Raw genomic sequence first — 18512 nt, 5'->3', positions numbered from 1 at the left:
GGGGAGCGGGGGAAATAAGTCGAACTATATTGCCAAATGTAAAGATGGTTTAAATCCTTACCAAGGACAAATGACAACTCTCACCTGTTAACTTTAATTTTGCCGATCTACTTAACAGTAAACTCATGTCAGAACCCCTTGCTAATCCTGCCAATATATTCACCCGAATTCCAGGGCGAGCTTATTTATTGCTCTCTGTTCTTATCTTTGCGGCTGCTAACTCCGTAACACGTCGATTAACTGAAATCGGTGAACAGAATCCAATTAACGGCAGGAATCCTATTTCATTTTGCAATGTTTTATTTGTTGGCAATCTCTGTGCCTTAGCCGCACTGATTTTAGTGTATGGCAGACAGCTAAATTTTCAGTCCTTGAAGCAACTTTCTAAAAAAGATTGGTTGGGTTTGATTGGGGTAGCAACTCTTTCTGGCGCTTTGGCTCCGGCTTTAATTTTTATGGCTCTGGATCTAACGGCAGTCAATAATGTGGTATTAATTGGACGAATTGAACCCCCTTTAATCCTGGCTCTATCTATTTTATTACTAGGGGAACGGGTGAATTTTTGGGTTATTGTGGGTGCAATTGTCGCGTTTGTGGGGGTTGCCCTCACGGTACTCCTGCAAGAGTCAGGAGAAACGATGATGCCGATGATGGGGTTTCAAGTGGGATTAGGGGAGTTATTGGCAGCAGGAGGGGCTATCTCTTCAGCCATTGCCACTCTGATTAGTAAAGTGACGCTGCGAAATATTCCCCTAGGTATCTTTAGTATTATTAGAACTCTCATCGGCACGATTATTTTCTTTGTTGTTGTACTCGTGCTATTTAAGCCGTCCCATTTTATCGATGTTTTCTCACCGCTCTTGTGGCAGTGGATGTTAATCTACGGCGCTGTAATTGTTGTGGGAGGACAATTATGTTTGTTTGCGGGGTTAAAGAAGTCTACAGCCTCAGAGGTGTCGTTGGCTAACTCGTTTAGCCCGATTGCCGGGATTTTGGCAGCTTATTTAATTTTGGGAGAAGTGCCGACGGCGGCTCAGTATATGGGGGGGGCTGCGATCGTGGTTGGCATTATCTTAAATCAAGTGGGTGTTGTGCGTCAGAATGCTGAAACCAGACAGGTTCGGCAGGCACAGGAACAGGATGTGGATATGGGATTTGAGGGAGTTTGAGTTTAAGGGGGTGTGGGGTGTAGGGTGTAGGGTATGGGGTGTAGGTGCTTTAAAATGCTTGAATCCACTCTCGCACCTCATAGTCTGTCCAAATCCCATTTTGCCAGTAAGGGTCTGCCTCAATTAACTGCCTGACTGTAGCTTCATTGTCAGCTTCGTAAATTCCAAAGACTTTAGTCACATCTTTCGTGGGACCAATTGTAATTAAAATCCCTGATTCTTTTTGCTTGGTCAAACCATCAAGATGCGCTTGCCGATAAGGTGTTCGCTTTTCCAAGACATCTTCACAGTAGCTTCCCCACATTACATATTTAGGCATAACTGACAGCGGATTTGATAACGGATGTAACGGATAAATTATCGGTGAATCGTGCCGTTAATTCAACACAAGTCGCTAACCGTTAACCCATCCGTTACATCTGTTACCCAATCCGTTGCCTAGCTTCTCAAGTTGACGCCGAATTTTTCAACTAGTGCTTCTCGCACTTGCTGATGTGCCGACTCAACCTCCTGATCGGTGAGCGTGCGATCGCCCGCACGGTAGACTAGCCTGAATGCTAAACTCCGTTGTCCTTGTGGCACCGATTCCCCTCGATACTCATCGAATAATTCCACCGACTCCAATAACTGACCGGCGGCTTGCTGAGTTGTCCGTTCGATTTCCCCCACCGAGACTTTCTCCGGTGCGAAGAATGCAATATCCCGGTCAGCGGCTGGAAAGGTGGAATAGGGATGGAATCTGGGAATCAAGCGTTCATCCCGGTACAGGGCATCTATTATCACTTCCAAGTCCAGCTCAAAGGCATAGACGGCATCAGGTAAACCCCGTTCAGCACGCAACTGGGGATGGAGTTGCCCAAATTTCCCCAAGCGTTCGCCCTGTAACCACAAGGATGCCGTGCGTCCTGGGTGAAGGCGCGAGTCGCGGCGGTCGGGTTGATACTCAACCGTTAGACCCAAACGCTTGAAAACGCTTTCTAGCAAGCCCTTAGCCTCATACCAACTCATCGGCGACTCACGTCCACTTCTAACCCAGTGCCCTTGGGTCGGATCACCCCCTAAAATGCCAGTCACAGCATCGGTTTCTGCCAAACCGTCTTCTTCTCGCCAGAAAACCCGACCCACTTCAAAACCGTTGAGTACGCCGTTGCCTTGCTCCCAGTTGTACTGAGCAGCATCGATTAGTCCTGATAACAAGTCGGTACGCAGGCAGGAGTATTCTACAAACAGGGGATTAGCAAGGCAAATTTGTTCGTCATTCTCCTCCGGCTTCACTAAGGAGTAATGGACTAATTCCGTTAGTCCTGCTGCCCGAAATACTTCTCGCAATTGTCGCGCCAACACCTGCTCCAGGGAAAGATAACCGGGTTCGGTCTTATCGGGCAGATTTTCGCAGAAGTTGTCATAGCCGTAGAGACGGGCAATTTCTTCAATTAAGTCTATTTCACGCTCTAAGTCCCGATAGCGGTAAGGTGGCACTGTTACCGTCCACTCGACAGACTCTTCTGATTCAGAGCGCTGGAGTTGACAGCCGAGGGCAGTTAGAATTCGTTCCACATCATCCGGCAGGATTTCACCCATGTCCTCGTCCAAATCAACGGGTCCTAAAACCTGATTGACTCGATCGAGACGCAATTTAATGGATCGCATCCAATTAGAAGGAGCCGGTCGGGTGTCGGCAGTTTCTTGGGTGGTTGCCGTTCCCTCAGCTAATCCTAGAATAAGAGCGATCGCTCTGGTGCAGGCAATGCCCAACTCCGCCTGGTTAACGCTGCGTTCGTAACGGGTTGATGCCTCGGTACGCAAGCCTTGAGCGCGGGCAGAACGGCGAATGGCGACCGATTCAAACAACGCTGCTTCCAGAACTAAATTCTGAGTGCCGTCATAGACTTCCGTTTCTTCCCCACCCATTACCCCTGCCAAAGCAACGGGCTTATCGTTGGCGGTAATTAATAAGTTTTGCGGTTGCAGGGTGCGGGTTTGACCGTCTAGGGTTTTGAGGGATTCCCCGTTTTTGGCAAAGCGGACGCCAATTGCCAGGGTATCACTGCCAGCAACTGCAACCAGGCGATCGCGGTCAAAGGCATGGAGGGGCTGACCCCACTCTAATAAAATATAATTTGTGATATCCACCACATTGTTAATCGGTCGCACGCCAGCCGCTTTTAAGCGCTGTTGCAGCCACTCTGGGGAAGAAGCAATCTTAACACCTGTGAGTACCGTGCCAATATAAGCGGGGCAAGCTTGGGGTTCAGCGAGTCTTAAGCTCAACCCTCCTGCTCCTACAGGGACGGATAGTTCAGGGGCTTCGGGAAGCCGTAGGGAGGCTCCTGTCAACGCCGCCACTTCCCGTGCCACCCCGACCATACTTAATGCGTCCGCACGATTTGCTGTAGCAGTCAGGTCAAGAATGACATCATCCAAGCCGAGAAGGGGACGGACATCGCTGCCCACGTCCAGATTCTCCTGTTCAAAGATGTAAATGCCTTCTGATTCTTTGGCTAATCCGAGTTCCGAGAGGGAACAAATCATCCCTTCTGAGCGGACGCCCCGCAGTTTGGAGGGGCGAATTTTCAAATCAACGGTTGGCAGGTACGTGCCTGTCGTTGCCACGGGGACGTAAGTGTCTGCCCGGACGTTCGCCGCGCCGCAAACAATCGTCAGGGGGTTGTTGGCGTCCCCAACATCCACCTGAGTGACTCTGAGCTTATCCGCATTGGGGTGGGGCTGCACGTCCAGAACTTTGCCCACGACAACCCCATCTGCCAGGGTTCGCTGATCTTCAATATCTTCTACCTCAAACCCAGCATTTGTTAAGAGTTCGGCTAACTCCTGGGGAGTTAGATTGATATCCACCAGTTCTCGCAGCCAATTCAAAGAAATACGCATCAACTCTTAGCTTTGACCTACCTTAGCTTGATTATTTTATCCCTAGCTTTGGAAGATTGGGGATTTTGACAAAAAAAGTGGGCAGACTCCTGATATGTTCGATGGAATCAGGAATAATAGAATGTGGAATAATCAATTTCTACTTCAGGAGGGCGGGTTTGAAATACTGTTTCTCTCGCTATCTCCGTAATTTCCCTGATCCCCATCCCTTTGCAATCGGGAGCATTATCAAAGCAAAAGCGTAGAAGTATCCCATTTATGAAAGTAATTTCATAAAAGCTTCATGAAAAGTTTGGCGAGCTTTACCAAGACTTCACACAAAATCGGCTTATTTTTGCTCAAAATTGCTTACTCTATCCCCAAATAAAGATGAAAAGTAGGATATCCTGTAGATAGATAAGAATACTTGCAAAGGCTTGCAATAGCGAGGGTGCATCCGGCGGTGCGTTCCCAAACTAAGCCAATGTTTTATTATGCCGGGTGCTTCCAGTAAAAAAGCTTTAGTCCCAGCACGGACGACGCCCCATCGGTAATGCTGAATGAGCTACTGCCTAAATCCTGACTGTCCTCAACCTAAAAATCCCCCCCACGTCGATCTCTGTCAGGCGTGCGGTTTCCCGTTATTGTTGCGCGATCGCTACCGTGTCTTTAGAACATTGGGTCAAGGAGGATTTGGAGCTACGTTTTTAGCTCAAGATGAATCTCTTCCTGGGAACCCGAGTTGTGTCATCAAGCAACTCCGTCCGGCAACAACTGCACCTCAGGTTCTAGAAATGGCTGAGAAGTTGTTTGAACGAGAAGCCAGAACCCTGGGTAAAATTGGTAATCATCCCCAAGTGCCCAGGCTGCTTGATTATTTTGAAGACCATTGCCACTTTTACTTGGTGCAGGAGTATATTTGTGGCTCAAACCTACAACAAGAAATCAAACAGTGTGGACCCTTGCCGGAAGCTGGAGTCAAGCAATTTTTGAGTGAAGTCCTGCCACTGATCCAATACATCCACAGCCAAGAGGTCATTCATCGAGATATTAAACCGGCTAACTTAATTCGGCGGGAACAAGACCGGAAGTTGGTGCTGATTGATTTCGGTGCCGTAAAAGATGAAGTTAACCAAGCCGCCGTTACCAGTACCTCTGATCAGACAGCGCTAACCAATTTTGCGATTGGCACTCCCGGCTTTGCCCCCCCAGAACAAATGGCACTGCGACCGGTCTATGCCAGTGACATTTATGCCTTGGGAGTCACTTGCATTTATTTACTGACGGGTAAATCTCCTAAAGATTTAGATTACAATCCGTCAACTGGTGAAATGGTTTGGCGAAAGTGCGTCCATGTCAGCGACCATTTCGCCGAGGTGTTGAAAAAAATGCTGGAGGCTTCTGTCCGTCATCGCTACCAGTCGTCAGAGGAAATTCTAAGAGCGCTAGATTTGGAGCCTTATCTCGACCAATTAGCTAAGGGTATGGCAACGCCAACCTCTGCTAATCCCAGCTCCAACGGCAGCAATTTGTACTCGCCGGACTTAGAGGTGCCAAGTTCTCCGTCATCTCCCTCCTCTGCCACTGAAAAGCTAGCTGCCGCCATTCGCCGTCGGCGAGAGCGGCGAGAACGCACTACTCCGGGTTCCTACAACTCAGGCAGTTCTCGTAGTCGGAGTCTAACGCCTCAAGGTCCCTCTACAGGTTTAATGAACAGCCAGAGCTTTACAACAAGCAAACCGAAGAAACTCGATGCAAACGGTCTTCTTAAGGCGTATCTGAAGGGTCGTCGAGATTTTGCGTCTCAGGATTTGAGTGGATTGGAACTGACCAAAGCTAACTTATCGGGAGGAATTTTTTACCAGGCAAAATTGGCAAGAACTAATTTCCAAGGTGCGGATTTATCGAATGCTGATTTTGGTCAAGCCAGCCTCAACCGTACCAACTTGCGAGATACGAATTTAGGTCGGGCTTATTTAAGCAATGCTGATTTGGAAGGGGCAGATTTGCGGGGCGCAGATCTCAGCTTTGCCTATCTCAATAATGCGAATCTCAAAGGGGCAAATCTGTGTGGAGCTAATCTCTCAAATGCCAAAATCACGGAGGAGCAACTGTCCCATGCGAAGACAAATTGGGCGACAGTGTTACCTAGTGGCAAGCGCGGTTTTTGGTAACTCAGATCTTGCACCAGTGGCAACAACTCGCCAGTGGTTAAAACCACTGTCTTATAGCTAAAGTCCTCTTAAGAGGACTGGATAAGAGTTTTAGTCCACAAAGCGTGGACTTAAGCTATTAGCCCGGAGTTTGAACTCCGGGCTGATTTTCGGGCTTATCGACAAAGGTGCAAGTTATCAGTTAAAGAGACTTTTTATTTCCGCTGGAGTTGCGTACTCAACGCCTGACGGCATCAAAGGTAATAGCACGGCGATCGCTGGAACCCTTATGGGGTAATCGCTCCTGAGAGATTTTGCAAGCATCTCTCAACCAATTAAACAGGCAGCAAACCCAAGCCCTGTATAGATTTGAACCTTCGGCTTCGCTCAGGTTCAATGCCGAGCGAAATCTGAGGTAAAAAACTGACTGGTTAATCAGGTAGTCCTGCTTGTTGGAAAATGTTTTGAGGAGTCAGTTGGAGTCCTGCTAAAAGGGTGTCCGTTAACATTGCATCCCCTCGTTTCGTCTGAGGTGGAGCATCGGGATAAAATACGGTAATTGTACTAGCGTGACTATCAACAACCCACACCCTTAATACTCCGGCTTGTAGGTAATCTACGGCTTTTTCAGCTAAATCCCCAAAGGATTGTCCTGGTGAGATGATTTCGATCACTAGTTCTGGTGGAATCGGGCAAGCTTCATCCAAAACGCGATCGCGGGAGAGACGGGTATAAGAAATATAGAGTAAATCGGGTACTGGCACCCAATCTTGCTCTGTGCGAGTCAGGGTAACAGCCCATTCAATCCCAACTTCACCTTGCTCTTGGCACCACTGAGTTAGCAGGGTATATAACGCTCCAGTGAGTCTGGAATGAAAGCGTTTGGGGGACATTTTGGGTATCGCTTCTCCATTGACTAGTTCATAGGTGATATCTGTTTCTGGTTGGTTCAGAAATTCTGTGACGGTTAAGTGAGTTTTTGACTGTAGCATAGGGTATTTTGAGGGAATTCCTCAAGCCTAATTTAACGTACATTATTTTTGATAGAAGATTCTCCTATTCTCTAATACTTAAAATTAGCCTCGAAACTTTTCACTGTAGCGATGCTGAATATATTTGTGCTCAACGCCTTACGGCAATCAGAGGAATAGCACACGAAACAGCCAATCTTAGTTAAGTGAGGCTTAAGTGCTCAACGCCTTACGGCAATCAGAGGAATAGCACGGCGATCGCTGGAACCCTTATAGGGTAATAGCTCCTGACAGATTTTGCAAGCACCTCCTAAACAATAGTCTCCTAACGTCAAAAATGGGGTCAAATCGGGGTAATTTTCTCAAAATCCAAGACGCTACAACCCTTACTATGACAGGAATCCAAGCATTTTGCAAGCATCTCTCGACCCATTGAATAGGCAGCAAACCCAAGCCCTGTATAGATTTGAACCTTCGGCTTCGCTCAGGTTCAATGCCGAGCGAAGCCGAGGCATTGAACCCAATTGCAAGGGGGTAGAAGACTTCACAACCACAGATCCTTGCATTTTTAACAGCTTGATTGAATCTCTATCCACGCATTTTCAGGAGGTTCAGACACATCTGAAGGGGAAAGTAACTGAAATCTTGCCCAACGAGTACCCTGTGAACCAACGTGATCCACCCAAGACGGTAAGGTTAATAGTCCATCCTCCTGCTGCACTAACCATTGCAGCGATTCACCGTGATAGTTTTCTGGCAACAGATTGATAGCATTAATCAAATCCCGACTTTCACCCAGACTTAACCCTCCAAATCGGTTAACTGTTTCTGGATTAGCGATCGCATCTCTCAATCGTTCGGATAATCTTGGTTGTGCTGCATCCGTACCAGATGCTACCCACACCACAAACCGAATATCACTCAGTAACTCTTGGTAATCCGGTCGGGCATTGGTAGGGTGAAATATCTCTTTGTTTTTAAATCGCCGAAAGGTTCTGATTACCGTTGACTTTTCCGGTTCACTCAAAAGAGCGATCGCTAACTTTACGCCGCAATGCTGATATCGGTCTAACTCTCCCACCATCGATAAGAGCATACCATACACGGTGGCTGGTGGTGGCACGGGATAGGTTTCGGCATATTCCCTAGCGCGAGACACACGAAAACAGGCAATGGGAACTTCAACTTCAAGGGAAATCACTACACTAACTCCAATTGCGGTAACTGCAAATCACGGGCGATCGCTTGTTTTAGGACTGAAAGTGCTACTTTTGTACCAGCAAGCACATTAACGCCTAACTCTTCTAAGCGATCGCCTTCTGGTGTTTTGGCGATCGCACCTGCAACCCAGAGTTCTTGAGGATCGATATCTCCCACCTCCACGCGATGGATTAATAAAGGAAGGGAAACATCGCCGCTTTCATCCTCTTGGAAGCAGTACAAAATCCGAGGTGAGAAGTCGTGCGTCCAACGCAATACTAGACTTTCAGGAGAAAAGTCATAAAGAAATCGGGCATGATTTCCCGCGACTTCACCCAAAGAGACTAACCCGTCTAAAACTGCGATAACGCGAGATTTGTCTTTCAAGCGATCGGGCGTTACCGCAAAGCCATATTGATAGCGAGTAGCATGGACTTCAGTACCGTAAAGAGAAGTACGTCCCTTTTGTCCACTAGCCGAATTAAAAGTAATATCCCCTGCATAGGGCGTCGTCGAAACTGCGCGACTTACTTCTAATACTCCCCGCCTTGCTGTATTCGTCCCTTTCGCTTTCTTCCCCTTCTTTTTTTCCTCATTATCACTTTCTTGTTTTTCTTGTTTAGCACCCTCGGCTTTCATGTAACCTAGTACATCGTCATCAATATACACGTTTTCGTCGAAAATCCCTTGCAGTACATTATCGTTCCTTTCATCATCCCAACACCGATTCACTTGATAGTCACCGCCAGAAGTCTGCCAGTAGTAACGCAACGCCCAGCGAATAGCTTCAGCCGAGACAGTTGTGTGAACTTCACCTTTCCACAATAGTTTTTGCAGAGTGGTTATATTGCCTTCATTCTCCCCACGATTATTAGCAGCCGTACCGTAACCCGTCAAGATATTGCCAAACAGATGAAATGTCATAGTTTTCCTCCAAACGTTTATGAATATGCAAGCATTCACCCGCCAGGGAATAAATTCCCAGCTCTTATAGCACCAAGTTCATTAAAATGGACTAAAACTGTTGTCCAGTCGTCTAAAGACGACTTTAGCTATGAGACAGTGGTTTTAACCACTGGCGGGTTGTCGTTCAAACCCCAAAATCAATTTCATCCTCATCTTCCGGTTCCTCTGCTGCTACCTTTTCACTCCGATTACTCCGCTTGTAACTAGCTAACGCCAACAGTGCTAAATCCCGTCCTTTTTTCCAATCTTTCGCCCCCATAATTAAATCCATAAACTGTTCCCAATTTTCCTCAAGGGTGGGCATAAACCTCGCCCTCGATAAGTAATCGGTAATAAATTCCCGGAACGAAACAGCCGTTTTACACCTTGCTAGTCCTGTCCTAAATTTTGTATCCTCCCGTTCATAATTGGGAACTTCACCCTTATCCTTAGCTCGTTTGTAAAGTTCTCTGTGGTTATACCCAATCGCCTCGTGACAAGCTTTGACAAATAACTTTTCGCTTTCTCTATCCCACTCAACCTCTTGAATCATCTGATTCAGTCCTCCTCTTTCGTAGGTTAATTTTTGAAATAATTCATTGCTAGTAACGTTATCAGCAATACCTGAATACCAATGTTTCCCTCTAGCTAAGTTTTCAGTCACTAATTCTCTGGCAAAACTATTGGAGATAAACGCGCTTTCTTTGCCTGCAATGACGCGATCGCCTAAGAGATTATCACAAACCTTATAATTTTTTTCAATTCGCTCACCTGACTCAACCAAATGCAAATCTGTGCGCGTTTTCTGCTGCGTTGCCCATGCTACAGTACCTAGGGTTAAAACCTGACAGCGCTGGATAGGACGATATTGAATAACGTCCTCAGTAATATAGGTCAAAAACTTTAAACCCGCATCCCCTAAACCAGAAGCAAAGAAGTCCTTATATCCCTCCTCTCGCCATTTAGGATTTCTTCTCCAATTGGCATAAGTTTCCAAGTCAGTAATTTCTGGCACAACTAACGCATATTGAGCACGTTTGTCTCGCAATTTAGACCGGATGGTATAGTAACAGCAAGCAACAGCCGCAAATAACAAGACAAATGCCGCTTCCGGTGGTTCTTCAAAACTCGTATCTGCACTAAATGCAGTGTGTCGCACTGTCGTTCCAGGATTTAACCATCCCGGCACTTTAACGGGTTTAGTTAGTAATTGTCCTTTCTTATCACAGAGGTTCTTGGCATCTTGGTAGACGTACCAAGTTAAAGACTTGTACTTAGCGACAAACTCCGGTTTTTCCGGTTCAATCGAGAACGATTTAGAAACAATTCCACTTGACTTGTGAGTCTTGTTGTGCTGCAACAGTGTTCCCAGAATACCTTGATGAAGGATTAACTGAGATTGAATGGGCATGGTTTTGGAGTCTAATCCTCTAAGACAAATTCGCCCATCTTCTAACTGAAATGACTCTTTCAACAGCCAGTCTAATACCTCAAAATCATTACCATTCCACTGAATAATTACCTCACGGGGCGTCAATTCCCAACTCAATTGACCGGGACGGTTGCTAACTTGTGTTTCTTCTTCTAGTTGCTTTAAACTCATCCACAATCCAGCTAAACCCGCACGATGTAGCAAGGTAAAATGCGGATTGCTCAGATTAAATGTTAGCTTCATAATTCTTTTGCCCCCGTTTCCGCACTGTATTCCACTTTGTCAGGTGGTGCCACTGGGTAAAATCCATTTGTCCGCCACTGCTGAAAACCAGGGATAATCCGAATCGGTACAGTCCAACCTTGTCGTTCTTTTTTAAAGGATTTATCTGGGCGTTCGTTAGCGGCTTTTTTGATATCGGCTAAATCTTCCTTCAACAAAACCGTAATGGTGTAACCCGATTCCCTTAAAAAATCCGGGCGAGTACACCAACACCCTTCCAGCCATTCAGATTGACATGGCTTTTGTTCTGTAGCAGAACCTTGTGCGGTAATTTCGGATAAATCCTGTTGGCAAATCTCCTTTCCTGCTAGCTGCTTAACTAACTGTCGTCCAGTGTCTAATGCCTCCTTTTCGTAAGGTTTTTTATTATCCCACGGATAAACCAGTGCTTTACCAATCCGACCAGAAGCTAGCTTTACCTTACCTTTAGACGTAGTAATTACCTTACGATTTAACCTGCCCAAGCGTTGAATCAAAGCCGATGCAGGTGCCATTGCCGTTACCAATAAATCAGCACTCAAGTCCAAGGACATCTCACAAACTTGAGTCGTAATCGCTAAAACAGCACCCTCACATCCAAAGGAATCAACGACTGATTTATGCTTATCCACTCGGTCAAAATAGCGGTAGCGACTGTGATAAATCAGTAAGGGAATGGATGAAGGAACCTGTTGACCGAGTTGTTGAAAAATCCTCGAACCTAAGCGCTCAATCAATACGTCAGCCGCTTGCCTCACTAATGCAATGTGGCTGATGTAAGTAGCGGCTTGTTGACTCTGCTTTGAGTTTGAATCAGACAGGGATTTAGCGAGGAGTCGTTTGAAGTTCATAAAAACACCCCGCAACCCATCCGCCGCTTACCCCCTAATCCCCACTGTTGCAATTTCAGAGAATCTTCGGCACTCAAGCCTGTGACTTCGGTGGTAAATCCAACCACTGTATAGCGCTGAATTTTTATCGTCTTCCGCTTGGGCGTTTTATCGATATTGAGCGGGATTCGTAACTGTGCAGATACCTCCAAAGTCTCTAGTTGACGCTGGGCTGCCCCTAGAAATGACTCTGGTTCTGTATAAGGTTTAATCACCACGATACGCGATCGCAACTTTGCCTTCGGTCGTAGCGGCTCAACGTTCGGAATGCCAATCTGTATCGGATGGTTGCCAATGAGAAGTCGCTTTCCCGCGATCGCATAAACTAAGGGAATCTTAGTAACAGGCAAGCGAACAAGCAAACGCGACCTGTCTGTTAGAGCAATTTTCCCTTTCCGGTCTGGAATACCGGGAATGGTCAAAATCTGAATTTCGGAATCTTCGTGGACAGATGGACAAAGCTTAGATAGAGCCGCAAAAAGCCCATAGCCATGGTCTGCCGGAAGCATCTGCCCTTTAACGCTGAAGCTTAAGTTGACAAACAGCTCAATCGGGGACGCTCCGGGTTGCCTTTCTATTGTTGTCGAAGTCATAAACCTAGCTTGAACTAGGTGTTTTCAGCGCCTTACGGCAATCAGAGATGGGGATGAGTGGCAAGAGTTAACTCATACCTATTATTTGGCTTGCAATCAACGCCTTAGGGATTTTACAGGTGTCTAGCACCTTACGACTTACTCAGATACACCATCGATAGCGCTAATGTGCGTTACGCTACGCTAACACACCTACAGATAGAGGCTATGGGTAAGTTTTGACCTTTGTTTAACACCCTGGGGCATTAACACTTCACTTATAGGATACATTCAGAAAAAATCTGAGTCAAGAGTACAGTCTAGTTTATGCTGGGAAGAACCCTTAACAATTGCTAAACGCCTGACGGCATCTGAGGGGACAAGGGCAGCAAGATATGAATAATCTAACTACCCTCTGAACTTGCGACTTTCGAGCCTTATGGGATAGTGCTCAACTGGATTGAGATAGATGCTTACAAAGATTGGAAAAGTTTTGTTACATCTGTGGAAAATATTCTCAAAGAATTTGGAGAAAAGTATGTAATTAATTTTGTGTAACTACTTAACGTGGCGCTCACCTCTGATCATCAGTGCGTCTCCTCTTGACTGATCGATGGTATGGCGCTAGCGCGCTTGCCATGGTGAGCGCGCTATCACGCAACGTGTATACGAACGCGATGGTATTCCCTTCGTCGTCTCCATTCAACAGCCGTCTGGCCCACAGAACTGGTGCGCGTAGAGTACCTCCGCGTCACAGATATAGGCGATGCCCGCATAATCGTCGAAAAACTTCGCTGCGATCTTATCCGAAATCTCCAGGGCCAGATCCCGAGTGTCGGTGAGCACCTCGAACTTTATATTCGAGGTAGTGTCGGAAACGTTGGGTTGTCCCGACGAGCGCACGTTGCGACTGCCTTTACCGCCAGTTTCCAACACCGTATAACCGGTAGCCCCGGATTCGTCGATGAGCTTGCCGATCTTTTGCAGCAGCAATTTCTCTGTGATGATAACGAGCTTTTTGGCTGGCTTAGCCATGTAGATTACCTCCTTACGCGTATATTCATTAAACTACATACATAGAAACTTAGGGAAACAGCAACACCGGGCGCTATAGCGCTAATCAGCCGCCGTGTTGGTTGCCGGACCAGGGGAGCACCGGCAGACCACGACCCGTCTGGGATTATCCGCCCGCCAGCGCCTGGGCCAACCCGATGTAGAGCGGTATTCCTATGGCGATCGCAACTGGCGTACCGACGGCTGTGGACGCGCCGATGTAGGCAGAGGGATTGGCAGACGGGATACCGGCTCGTAAAGTTGGCGGCCCTGAGATGTCTGAACTGGAGGCGGCGATGACGGCCAGGAGCGCGACACCGCCAGGGCTGAAGCCCGTGGCGTAGTGGGCAATCATGCCGAGACCGAAGGCGATAAACCCATGCAGCAGCGGTCCTACAACGGCATATAGGCCATACCACTGGCCAACCTTGCGCAGCTCACCGATCCTTGACCAAGCCTCCATACCCATTACCAGCATCAGTATCGAAAGCAGACCGCGGAAGAGGGGCTCGTAGAAGCTTTCAACAACACTTTCCGGCCGGGTTAGCAGGCCTAGAGCGAGGCCGAGCAGCAGTGCTGATAGGGCAGATCCCTCGAGGCTCTCCTGCACGATGGGCCATATCTTGACCCGCTCGTCTGCGGTATCGCGCTGCTGGCTGAGATATTCCTGTCTGGTGGTGGGATACTCCTGATCGCTGGGATGCCCGCCTGCGGCAACTGGCTGCTTGCTGAAAGACTCCTGCTTTCTGAGAGACTCCTGCTTTCTGAGAGACTTCTTCTTGCTGGTATGAATGCTGGCCAAGACGATCGCCGTCACGAGCGCTGGGATGTCCATAAAGGGATAGAGTGCGCCGGCCCAGGGTTCGTATTGGATGCCTTGCGCTTCCAGTACCGTTATGCCGGCGGCGAGGGTAGAGCCACTCACGGCACCAAACAAGCCCCCGGTCGCAAGGGCATCCACGGTTCTGATGTTCGGCAGCTTGGCTAACGTGTACTTTGCGATGAACACGATAAGTATCCCTATTACCACGGCGAACAGCGCGGGTAACAGCATCTCCACCAGATTGGACTCGCGGATCGCAATGCCGCCCTTCAGACCGACTTTGATAAGCAGCATGAAGACGATGAACTTATAGATTGGATCTGGAATTGCCAGTTTGCTACCGAGGGCGGCAATGACTATACCACCAATCAGAAAGCCGAGGGTTGGGGACTGCAACTGCTCCCCAAATTTCGTCAAGAATTCGGACAAAAAATCCACTTGATAATTCCTCCTTAGATTCAGATATTAGGGGTCAGGACAGTAGGCAAGCGTGGCCTCTAATCCTGGGTAGCTGGCTCCACGCCTTTGAAAAACTAGTCATTTCAGCTCCTTGCAGCGCAGCTTAAAAAACGCTGAACAGTCGCTAATTAGGTTTTTAAAACGTGGATAGGAGATTGTTGAAGAACTTCGAAATCTCACGAGAGCTGTTCAAAGTAATTGGGGAGTAAATCAATCACCATCTCATCTCTCATTCATATAACTCTATACCATTAGCTTCTCAAAAGCTGACCAAATTCCAAGAATTTGAGACGTATTATTCTATCCTATGGATAGTCTAGGCTTATAGTTTAAGCTCGAATCATATCTAAATGTGACCAATATTCAATCTATCCCGAAGGGGAATGAACTGGTAGATTCAGGGCGTAAGCCTTCTCTAGAGCTGGTTTCAGGAGTTGGCGAAAGGTTTGTTAAATGGTTGGTATTGCTTGAGAAGCTATGGGACGCGCTATAGAGCGCATACCACACAATGGCCACTAGAAGACCCACCCCAATGCCCCAACTGAACGCCCAAATATGCGAAGACTCTAGAGTAAACCGCAGGTGGCGATCGCTATCGTAAACATGGACTGCCCACCCTTCGCCTGTGGATGGTTTTGCCTTTGTCTTATTCATGCTATTCATGATGGTGTCCTTCTATTTTCAAAATAGTCAAAATAGATAGATTCAAGTCGCTGCAAGAATTATTTATAATAATATCCGAACGATCTGTAGACCAATCATACCGATCTCAAACCGAAGGGATAAGTTTGAGATATGGCAGACGTTTCACAAAGGACTTGAGGGATATTTGCCGAGTTCCACTGTGCGCCAGAAATTTTAAGTCGTCGGTCAATTTTCTTCACTGTAGATTCAACAGTTTTGACCTTTGTTTAAGACCCTGGGGTATTAACACTTCACTTATGAGATACATAAATAAAAATCTTAGTCAAGAGTACAGCCTAGTTTATGCTGGGAAGAACCCTTGACAATTGCTAAACGCCTGACGGCATCTGAGGGGGCAAGGGCAGCAAGATATGAATGAATCTAACTACCCGCTGAACTTGCGACTTTCGAGCCTTATGGGATAGTGCTCAACGCCTGACGGTATCAAAGGTAAAAGCCAAGGCAATCGCTGGAACCCTTATTAAGATAATCGCTCCTGACAAATCTTGCAAGACCTTCCTCAACAAAAGCGTCCTATAGCCCCTACCATTGCGGGACTTGGGTTAGTAGTTTTCCTGCCGCTTCCTTAGTCAAGGGCTTTGAGAAAAAATAGCCCTGTCCTTGTTCGCATTTGAGCAGCTTAAGTTCGCTGAGTTGTTCTAGCGTTTCCACGCCTTCGGCGATTACATCCATTCTCAAACTGTGGGCAAGGGTAACGATAGTTCGGACAATTTCACAGTTGCGATCGTTAGGATTCATTTGGCTCACAAAGGAGCGGTCAATTTTTAAGGTATTTACCGGAAAACGGTGCAAGTAGCTCAAGGACGAATACCCCGTGCCAAAGTCATCGACTGAGAGCTGAATATTTCTAGCTCTCAATTGTAAAAGCATCTTAGTAGCCGTGTCAGCATTGTCCATGAGTACACTTTCGGTAATTTCCAGCTTCAGAAAGCGACCATCTAAACCTGTTTTCTCCAGAATTTGGTCAATTTGCTCAATAAACTCCAGTTCTTTCAGTTGTTTGCCTGATAAGTTCACGCTGATTTTCAAGGGTTCAGTCATGGGAAATTGGGTGTGCCAAGTGTGGAGTTGCCGACAAGCTTCGTGCAGTACCCATCGACCAAGGGGTAAAATCAACCCCGTTTCTTCGGCAACAGGAATAAATTCTAGGGGAGAAACTAACCCTTGGGTAGGATGATGCCAGCGTAGAAGTGCCTCAAAACCGGTCAGAGTGCCAGTAAACAATGAGGTAATGGGTTGGTAATACACCTCAAATTCCTGCCGTTCGAGCGCTCGACGCAAGTCATTTTCTAACTGCAATAGCTTTAAGGCACTGGCGTGCATCACCTTATCGAAGACTTCGTGGCGTGCTTTGCCTAGTTCTTTGGCACGATACATGGCAATGTCAGCATCCCGCAGCAGGTCTTCAGCGCAATCATACCCCGTTGAACTCAGAGCAATACCAATACTGGCAGAGGTAAAAACTTCATGACCCTCTACGATAAAGGGAGATTTCAGTATCTTTTGTATGCGCTCGGCTACCTTAGTGGCGTCTTTGAGATCATTGATATCCTCTAGCAGGATAGTGAATTCATCTCCTCCCAAACGGGCTACTGTATCAGTATTACGCAGACACCGCTCTAGCTCACGAGCGATCGCTACGAGCAGTTGATCGCCAATCCTGTGTCCCAGACTATCATTGACAACTTTGAAGCGATCGAGATCCAGAAATAAGACGGCAAATAAATAATCCTGGTGTCGCTTTGAGAGTTTGAGAGCGTGTTCAACTCGCTCGACAAACAAGATGCGGTTGGGCAATCCAGTCAGGGCATCGTGCAAGGCATCGTGGAGTAACTGCTCCTCAACCCGCAAACGGTCGGTAATATCAGTGATAGACAATACAACACGGGCGATCGCTCCTGATGAGTCTATTAGGGGCGCTCCATTAATCGATAGATACTTCCGGGTGCCGTCGCCCCACTCGATGGCGTGCTGCACATCGAAAATGGGCGTGCCTGTTGCCATCACTTGCCTAAACGGAAGTTGCTCCTCTGGAAAAGGTCCTCCCTCAAAATCGGTAATCTTCCACTCCGGGGCATTGTACAGACAATCGACTAGTTCCCCTTGAGTCAGACCGAGTACCTCCTGCGATCGCTCATTGGCAAAGATAATCTTTCCCCCAGCATCAACGACAGTAATTGCCGCCACACTGGTTTGCATAATTCCATTGAGCAAATCCCGTTCCTGACGCAGTTTGTCTTCGGCAATTTTGCGGGCGGTAATGTCCCTGTGCGTGCCAAGCAGTCTGAGAGGCTGATTTTGCTCGTCACGCGCCACGCATTGACCGCGAGCCCAAATCCATTTCCACTCGCCAGTCTTAGTCTGCATTCTGTACTCTAACTCATACCATTTTTCTCTGCCTTCTAGATAGGCATTGAGAGCGGCTTCAAATGCAGGAATGTCTTCTTTATGAATACGGTTGAACCACCAATCGAAATTAAAATCAATTTCTGCCGGCTCATATCCCAGCATGACTGTCCAGTAGCCATCTAGGTCTATTGCCCCCGTTACGATATTCCAATCCCAAATACTGTCCCCAGTTCCCTCTAATGCCAGTTGACAGCGTTCCCCTTCAGGTTCTCGCGGTGCCTCTGGCAGTCGGTGAGATTCCGCAAGCTCTTCGTGTCTTTCTCTATTGGCTCTCTCCAACTGGGTAGTGCGCTCCTCGATTAAATTGTCGAGTTTCTCGCTGGACATTTTTATTAAAATACTCTAAGCCCAAAATAGAGCCACCCCGTCTCGGATGACATTATAAAATGTTTACACTACTAAAGATACCTTGAAATTTATTTCAACTAGCCAACAGAGTACTCCAGAGCGATCGCGTTTTGCTAGATAATGCCTGAAAACTGAGAAACGATTTCTTGTATATAGCGCTTCTCACTTACATGAGCTACAGTCCCACTCCCCATTCCCCACTCCCCACTCCCTGCCTTCATGAGGGTGTACCTCACTAGATAGAGAAACGCTAT

General features: G+C 47.2%; 15 protein-coding genes. 2 read left to right on the top strand and 13 right to left on the bottom strand.

What is annotated here, in order from left to right:
• The first annotated feature begins 125 nt into the window (after window positions 1-125).
• Window positions 126-1169 (top strand): DMT family transporter, encoded by a 1044-nt coding sequence (locus tag IQ257_RS09075; RefSeq protein ID WP_193873122.1) that lies wholly within the window; start codon window positions 126-128, stop codon window positions 1167-1169.
• A 49-nt stretch (window positions 1170-1218) separates the two neighbouring features.
• On the opposite strand, the gene IQ257_RS09070 is transcribed toward IQ257_RS09075, so the two are convergent.
• Both IQ257_RS09070 and pheT read right to left on the bottom strand, forming a co-directional pair.
• The gene (locus tag IQ257_RS09070) at window positions 1219-1488 is read right to left on the bottom strand and encodes a YciI family protein (RefSeq protein ID WP_193873123.1); all 270 of its coding nucleotides are present in this window, start codon (window positions 1486-1488) and stop codon (window positions 1219-1221) included.
• Between the two features lie 119 nt (window positions 1489-1607).
• A complete protein-coding gene (gene pheT, locus IQ257_RS09065) occupies window positions 1608-4058 on the bottom strand; it encodes a phenylalanine--tRNA ligase subunit beta (protein ID WP_193873124.1) in 2451 nt (816 codons plus the stop codon).
• Between the two features lie 539 nt (window positions 4059-4597).
• On the opposite strand from pheT, the gene IQ257_RS09060 reads away from it, so the two are divergent.
• Window positions 4598-6211 carry a serine/threonine-protein kinase gene (locus IQ257_RS09060; protein WP_193873125.1) on the top strand — a complete coding sequence of 538 codons (1614 nt, stop codon included), beginning with the start codon at window positions 4598-4600 and terminating at the stop codon, window positions 6209-6211.
• 217 nt (window positions 6212-6428) lie between these two features.
• On the opposite strand, the gene IQ257_RS09055 is transcribed toward IQ257_RS09060, so the two are convergent.
• From IQ257_RS09055 to IQ257_RS09005, 11 genes are all read right to left on the bottom strand, one after another.
• A complete protein-coding gene (locus IQ257_RS09055; RefSeq protein ID WP_193873126.1) occupies window positions 6429-6587 on the bottom strand; it encodes a hypothetical protein in 159 nt (52 codons plus the stop codon).
• Between the two features lie 34 nt (window positions 6588-6621).
• Window positions 6622-7182, bottom strand: coding sequence for a Uma2 family endonuclease (locus IQ257_RS09050; protein WP_193873127.1), 561 nt, complete (start codon window positions 7180-7182; stop codon window positions 6622-6624).
• Window positions 7183-7729: 547 nt separating this feature from the next.
• Window positions 7730-8362: a type I-MYXAN CRISPR-associated protein Cas5/Cmx5/DevS gene (cas5, locus tag IQ257_RS09045; protein ID WP_193873128.1), complete on the bottom strand. Its 633-nt coding sequence runs from the start codon at window positions 8360-8362 to the stop codon at window positions 7730-7732.
• Window positions 8362-9285, bottom strand: a complete 924-nt coding sequence (gene cas7i / locus IQ257_RS09040; protein WP_193873129.1) for a type I-B CRISPR-associated protein Cas7/Cst2/DevR — start codon at window positions 9283-9285, stop codon at window positions 8362-8364. The genes cas5 and cas7i overlap by 1 nt, the downstream gene beginning before the upstream one ends.
• Before the next feature lie 166 nt (window positions 9286-9451).
• Window positions 9452-10981, bottom strand: a complete 1530-nt coding sequence (gene cas8a1, locus IQ257_RS09035) for a type I-MYXAN CRISPR-associated Cas8a1/Cmx1 (RefSeq protein WP_193873130.1) — start codon at window positions 10979-10981, stop codon at window positions 9452-9454.
• The gene (locus IQ257_RS09030; protein ID WP_193873131.1) at window positions 10978-11850 is read right to left on the bottom strand and encodes a hypothetical protein; all 873 of its coding nucleotides are present in this window, start codon (window positions 11848-11850) and stop codon (window positions 10978-10980) included. Before IQ257_RS09030 ends, cas8a1 begins: the two co-directional genes overlap by 4 nt.
• Entirely contained in the window at window positions 11847-12482 is a 636-nt protein-coding gene (gene cas6, locus IQ257_RS09025) for a type I-MYXAN CRISPR-associated protein Cas6/Cmx6 (protein WP_193873132.1), read from the bottom strand. The genes IQ257_RS09030 and cas6 overlap by 4 nt, the downstream gene beginning before the upstream one ends.
• A 681-nt stretch (window positions 12483-13163) precedes the next feature.
• Window positions 13164-13496, bottom strand: a complete 333-nt coding sequence (locus IQ257_RS09020; protein WP_193873133.1) for a P-II family nitrogen regulator — start codon at window positions 13494-13496, stop codon at window positions 13164-13166.
• 145 nt (window positions 13497-13641) lie between these two features.
• Window positions 13642-14775 (bottom strand): sodium-dependent bicarbonate transport family permease, encoded by a 1134-nt coding sequence (locus IQ257_RS09015; protein WP_193873134.1) that lies wholly within the window; start codon window positions 14773-14775, stop codon window positions 13642-13644.
• 384 nt (window positions 14776-15159) lie between these two features.
• Window positions 15160-15459 (bottom strand): hypothetical protein, encoded by a 300-nt coding sequence (locus tag IQ257_RS09010; protein ID WP_228060551.1) that lies wholly within the window; start codon window positions 15457-15459, stop codon window positions 15160-15162.
• 564 nt (window positions 15460-16023) lie between these two features.
• Window positions 16024-18237 carry a putative bifunctional diguanylate cyclase/phosphodiesterase gene (locus tag IQ257_RS09005; RefSeq protein WP_193873135.1) on the bottom strand — a complete coding sequence of 738 codons (2214 nt, stop codon included), beginning with the start codon at window positions 18235-18237 and terminating at the stop codon, window positions 16024-16026.
• Window positions 18238-18512 lie beyond the last annotated feature (275 nt).

This window comes from Coleofasciculus sp. LEGE 07092, from assembly GCF_015207375.1.
In the GTDB taxonomy this organism is placed as follows: domain Bacteria; phylum Cyanobacteriota; class Cyanobacteriia; order Cyanobacteriales; family Coleofasciculaceae; genus LEGE-07092.
The sequence above is the reverse complement of the archived record's forward strand: the minus strand, read 5'-3'. Positions and strand labels throughout refer to the sequence as shown.

Excerpts from the sequence above, each read along its gene's own strand:
- IQ257_RS09075 (WP_193873122.1), top strand. The coding sequence starts at position 126 with ATGTCAGAACCCCTTGCTAATCCTGCCAATATATTCACCCGAATTCCA.
- IQ257_RS09070 (WP_193873123.1), bottom strand. The coding sequence starts at position 1,488 with ATGCCTAAATATGTAATGTGGGGAAGCTACTGTGAAGATGTCTTGGAA.
- pheT (WP_193873124.1), bottom strand. The coding sequence starts at position 4,058 with ATGCGTATTTCTTTGAATTGGCTGCGAGAACTGGTGGATATCAATCTA.
- IQ257_RS09060 (WP_193873125.1), top strand. The coding sequence starts at position 4,598 with ATGAGCTACTGCCTAAATCCTGACTGTCCTCAACCTAAAAATCCCCCC.
- IQ257_RS09050 (WP_193873127.1), bottom strand. The coding sequence starts at position 7,182 with ATGCTACAGTCAAAAACTCACTTAACCGTCACAGAATTTCTGAACCAA.
- cas7i (WP_193873129.1), bottom strand. The coding sequence starts at position 9,285 with ATGACATTTCATCTGTTTGGCAATATCTTGACGGGTTACGGTACGGCT.
- cas8a1 (WP_193873130.1), bottom strand. The coding sequence starts at position 10,981 with ATGAAGCTAACATTTAATCTGAGCAATCCGCATTTTACCTTGCTACAT.
- IQ257_RS09030 (WP_193873131.1), bottom strand. The coding sequence starts at position 11,850 with ATGAACTTCAAACGACTCCTCGCTAAATCCCTGTCTGATTCAAACTCA.
- cas6 (WP_193873132.1), bottom strand. The coding sequence starts at position 12,482 with ATGACTTCGACAACAATAGAAAGGCAACCCGGAGCGTCCCCGATTGAG.
- IQ257_RS09020 (WP_193873133.1), bottom strand. The coding sequence starts at position 13,496 with ATGGCTAAGCCAGCCAAAAAGCTCGTTATCATCACAGAGAAATTGCTG.
- IQ257_RS09010 (WP_228060551.1), bottom strand. The coding sequence starts at position 15,459 with ATGAATAGCATGAATAAGACAAAGGCAAAACCATCCACAGGCGAAGGG.
- IQ257_RS09005 (WP_193873135.1), bottom strand. The coding sequence starts at position 18,237 with ATGTCCAGCGAGAAACTCGACAATTTAATCGAGGAGCGCACTACCCAG.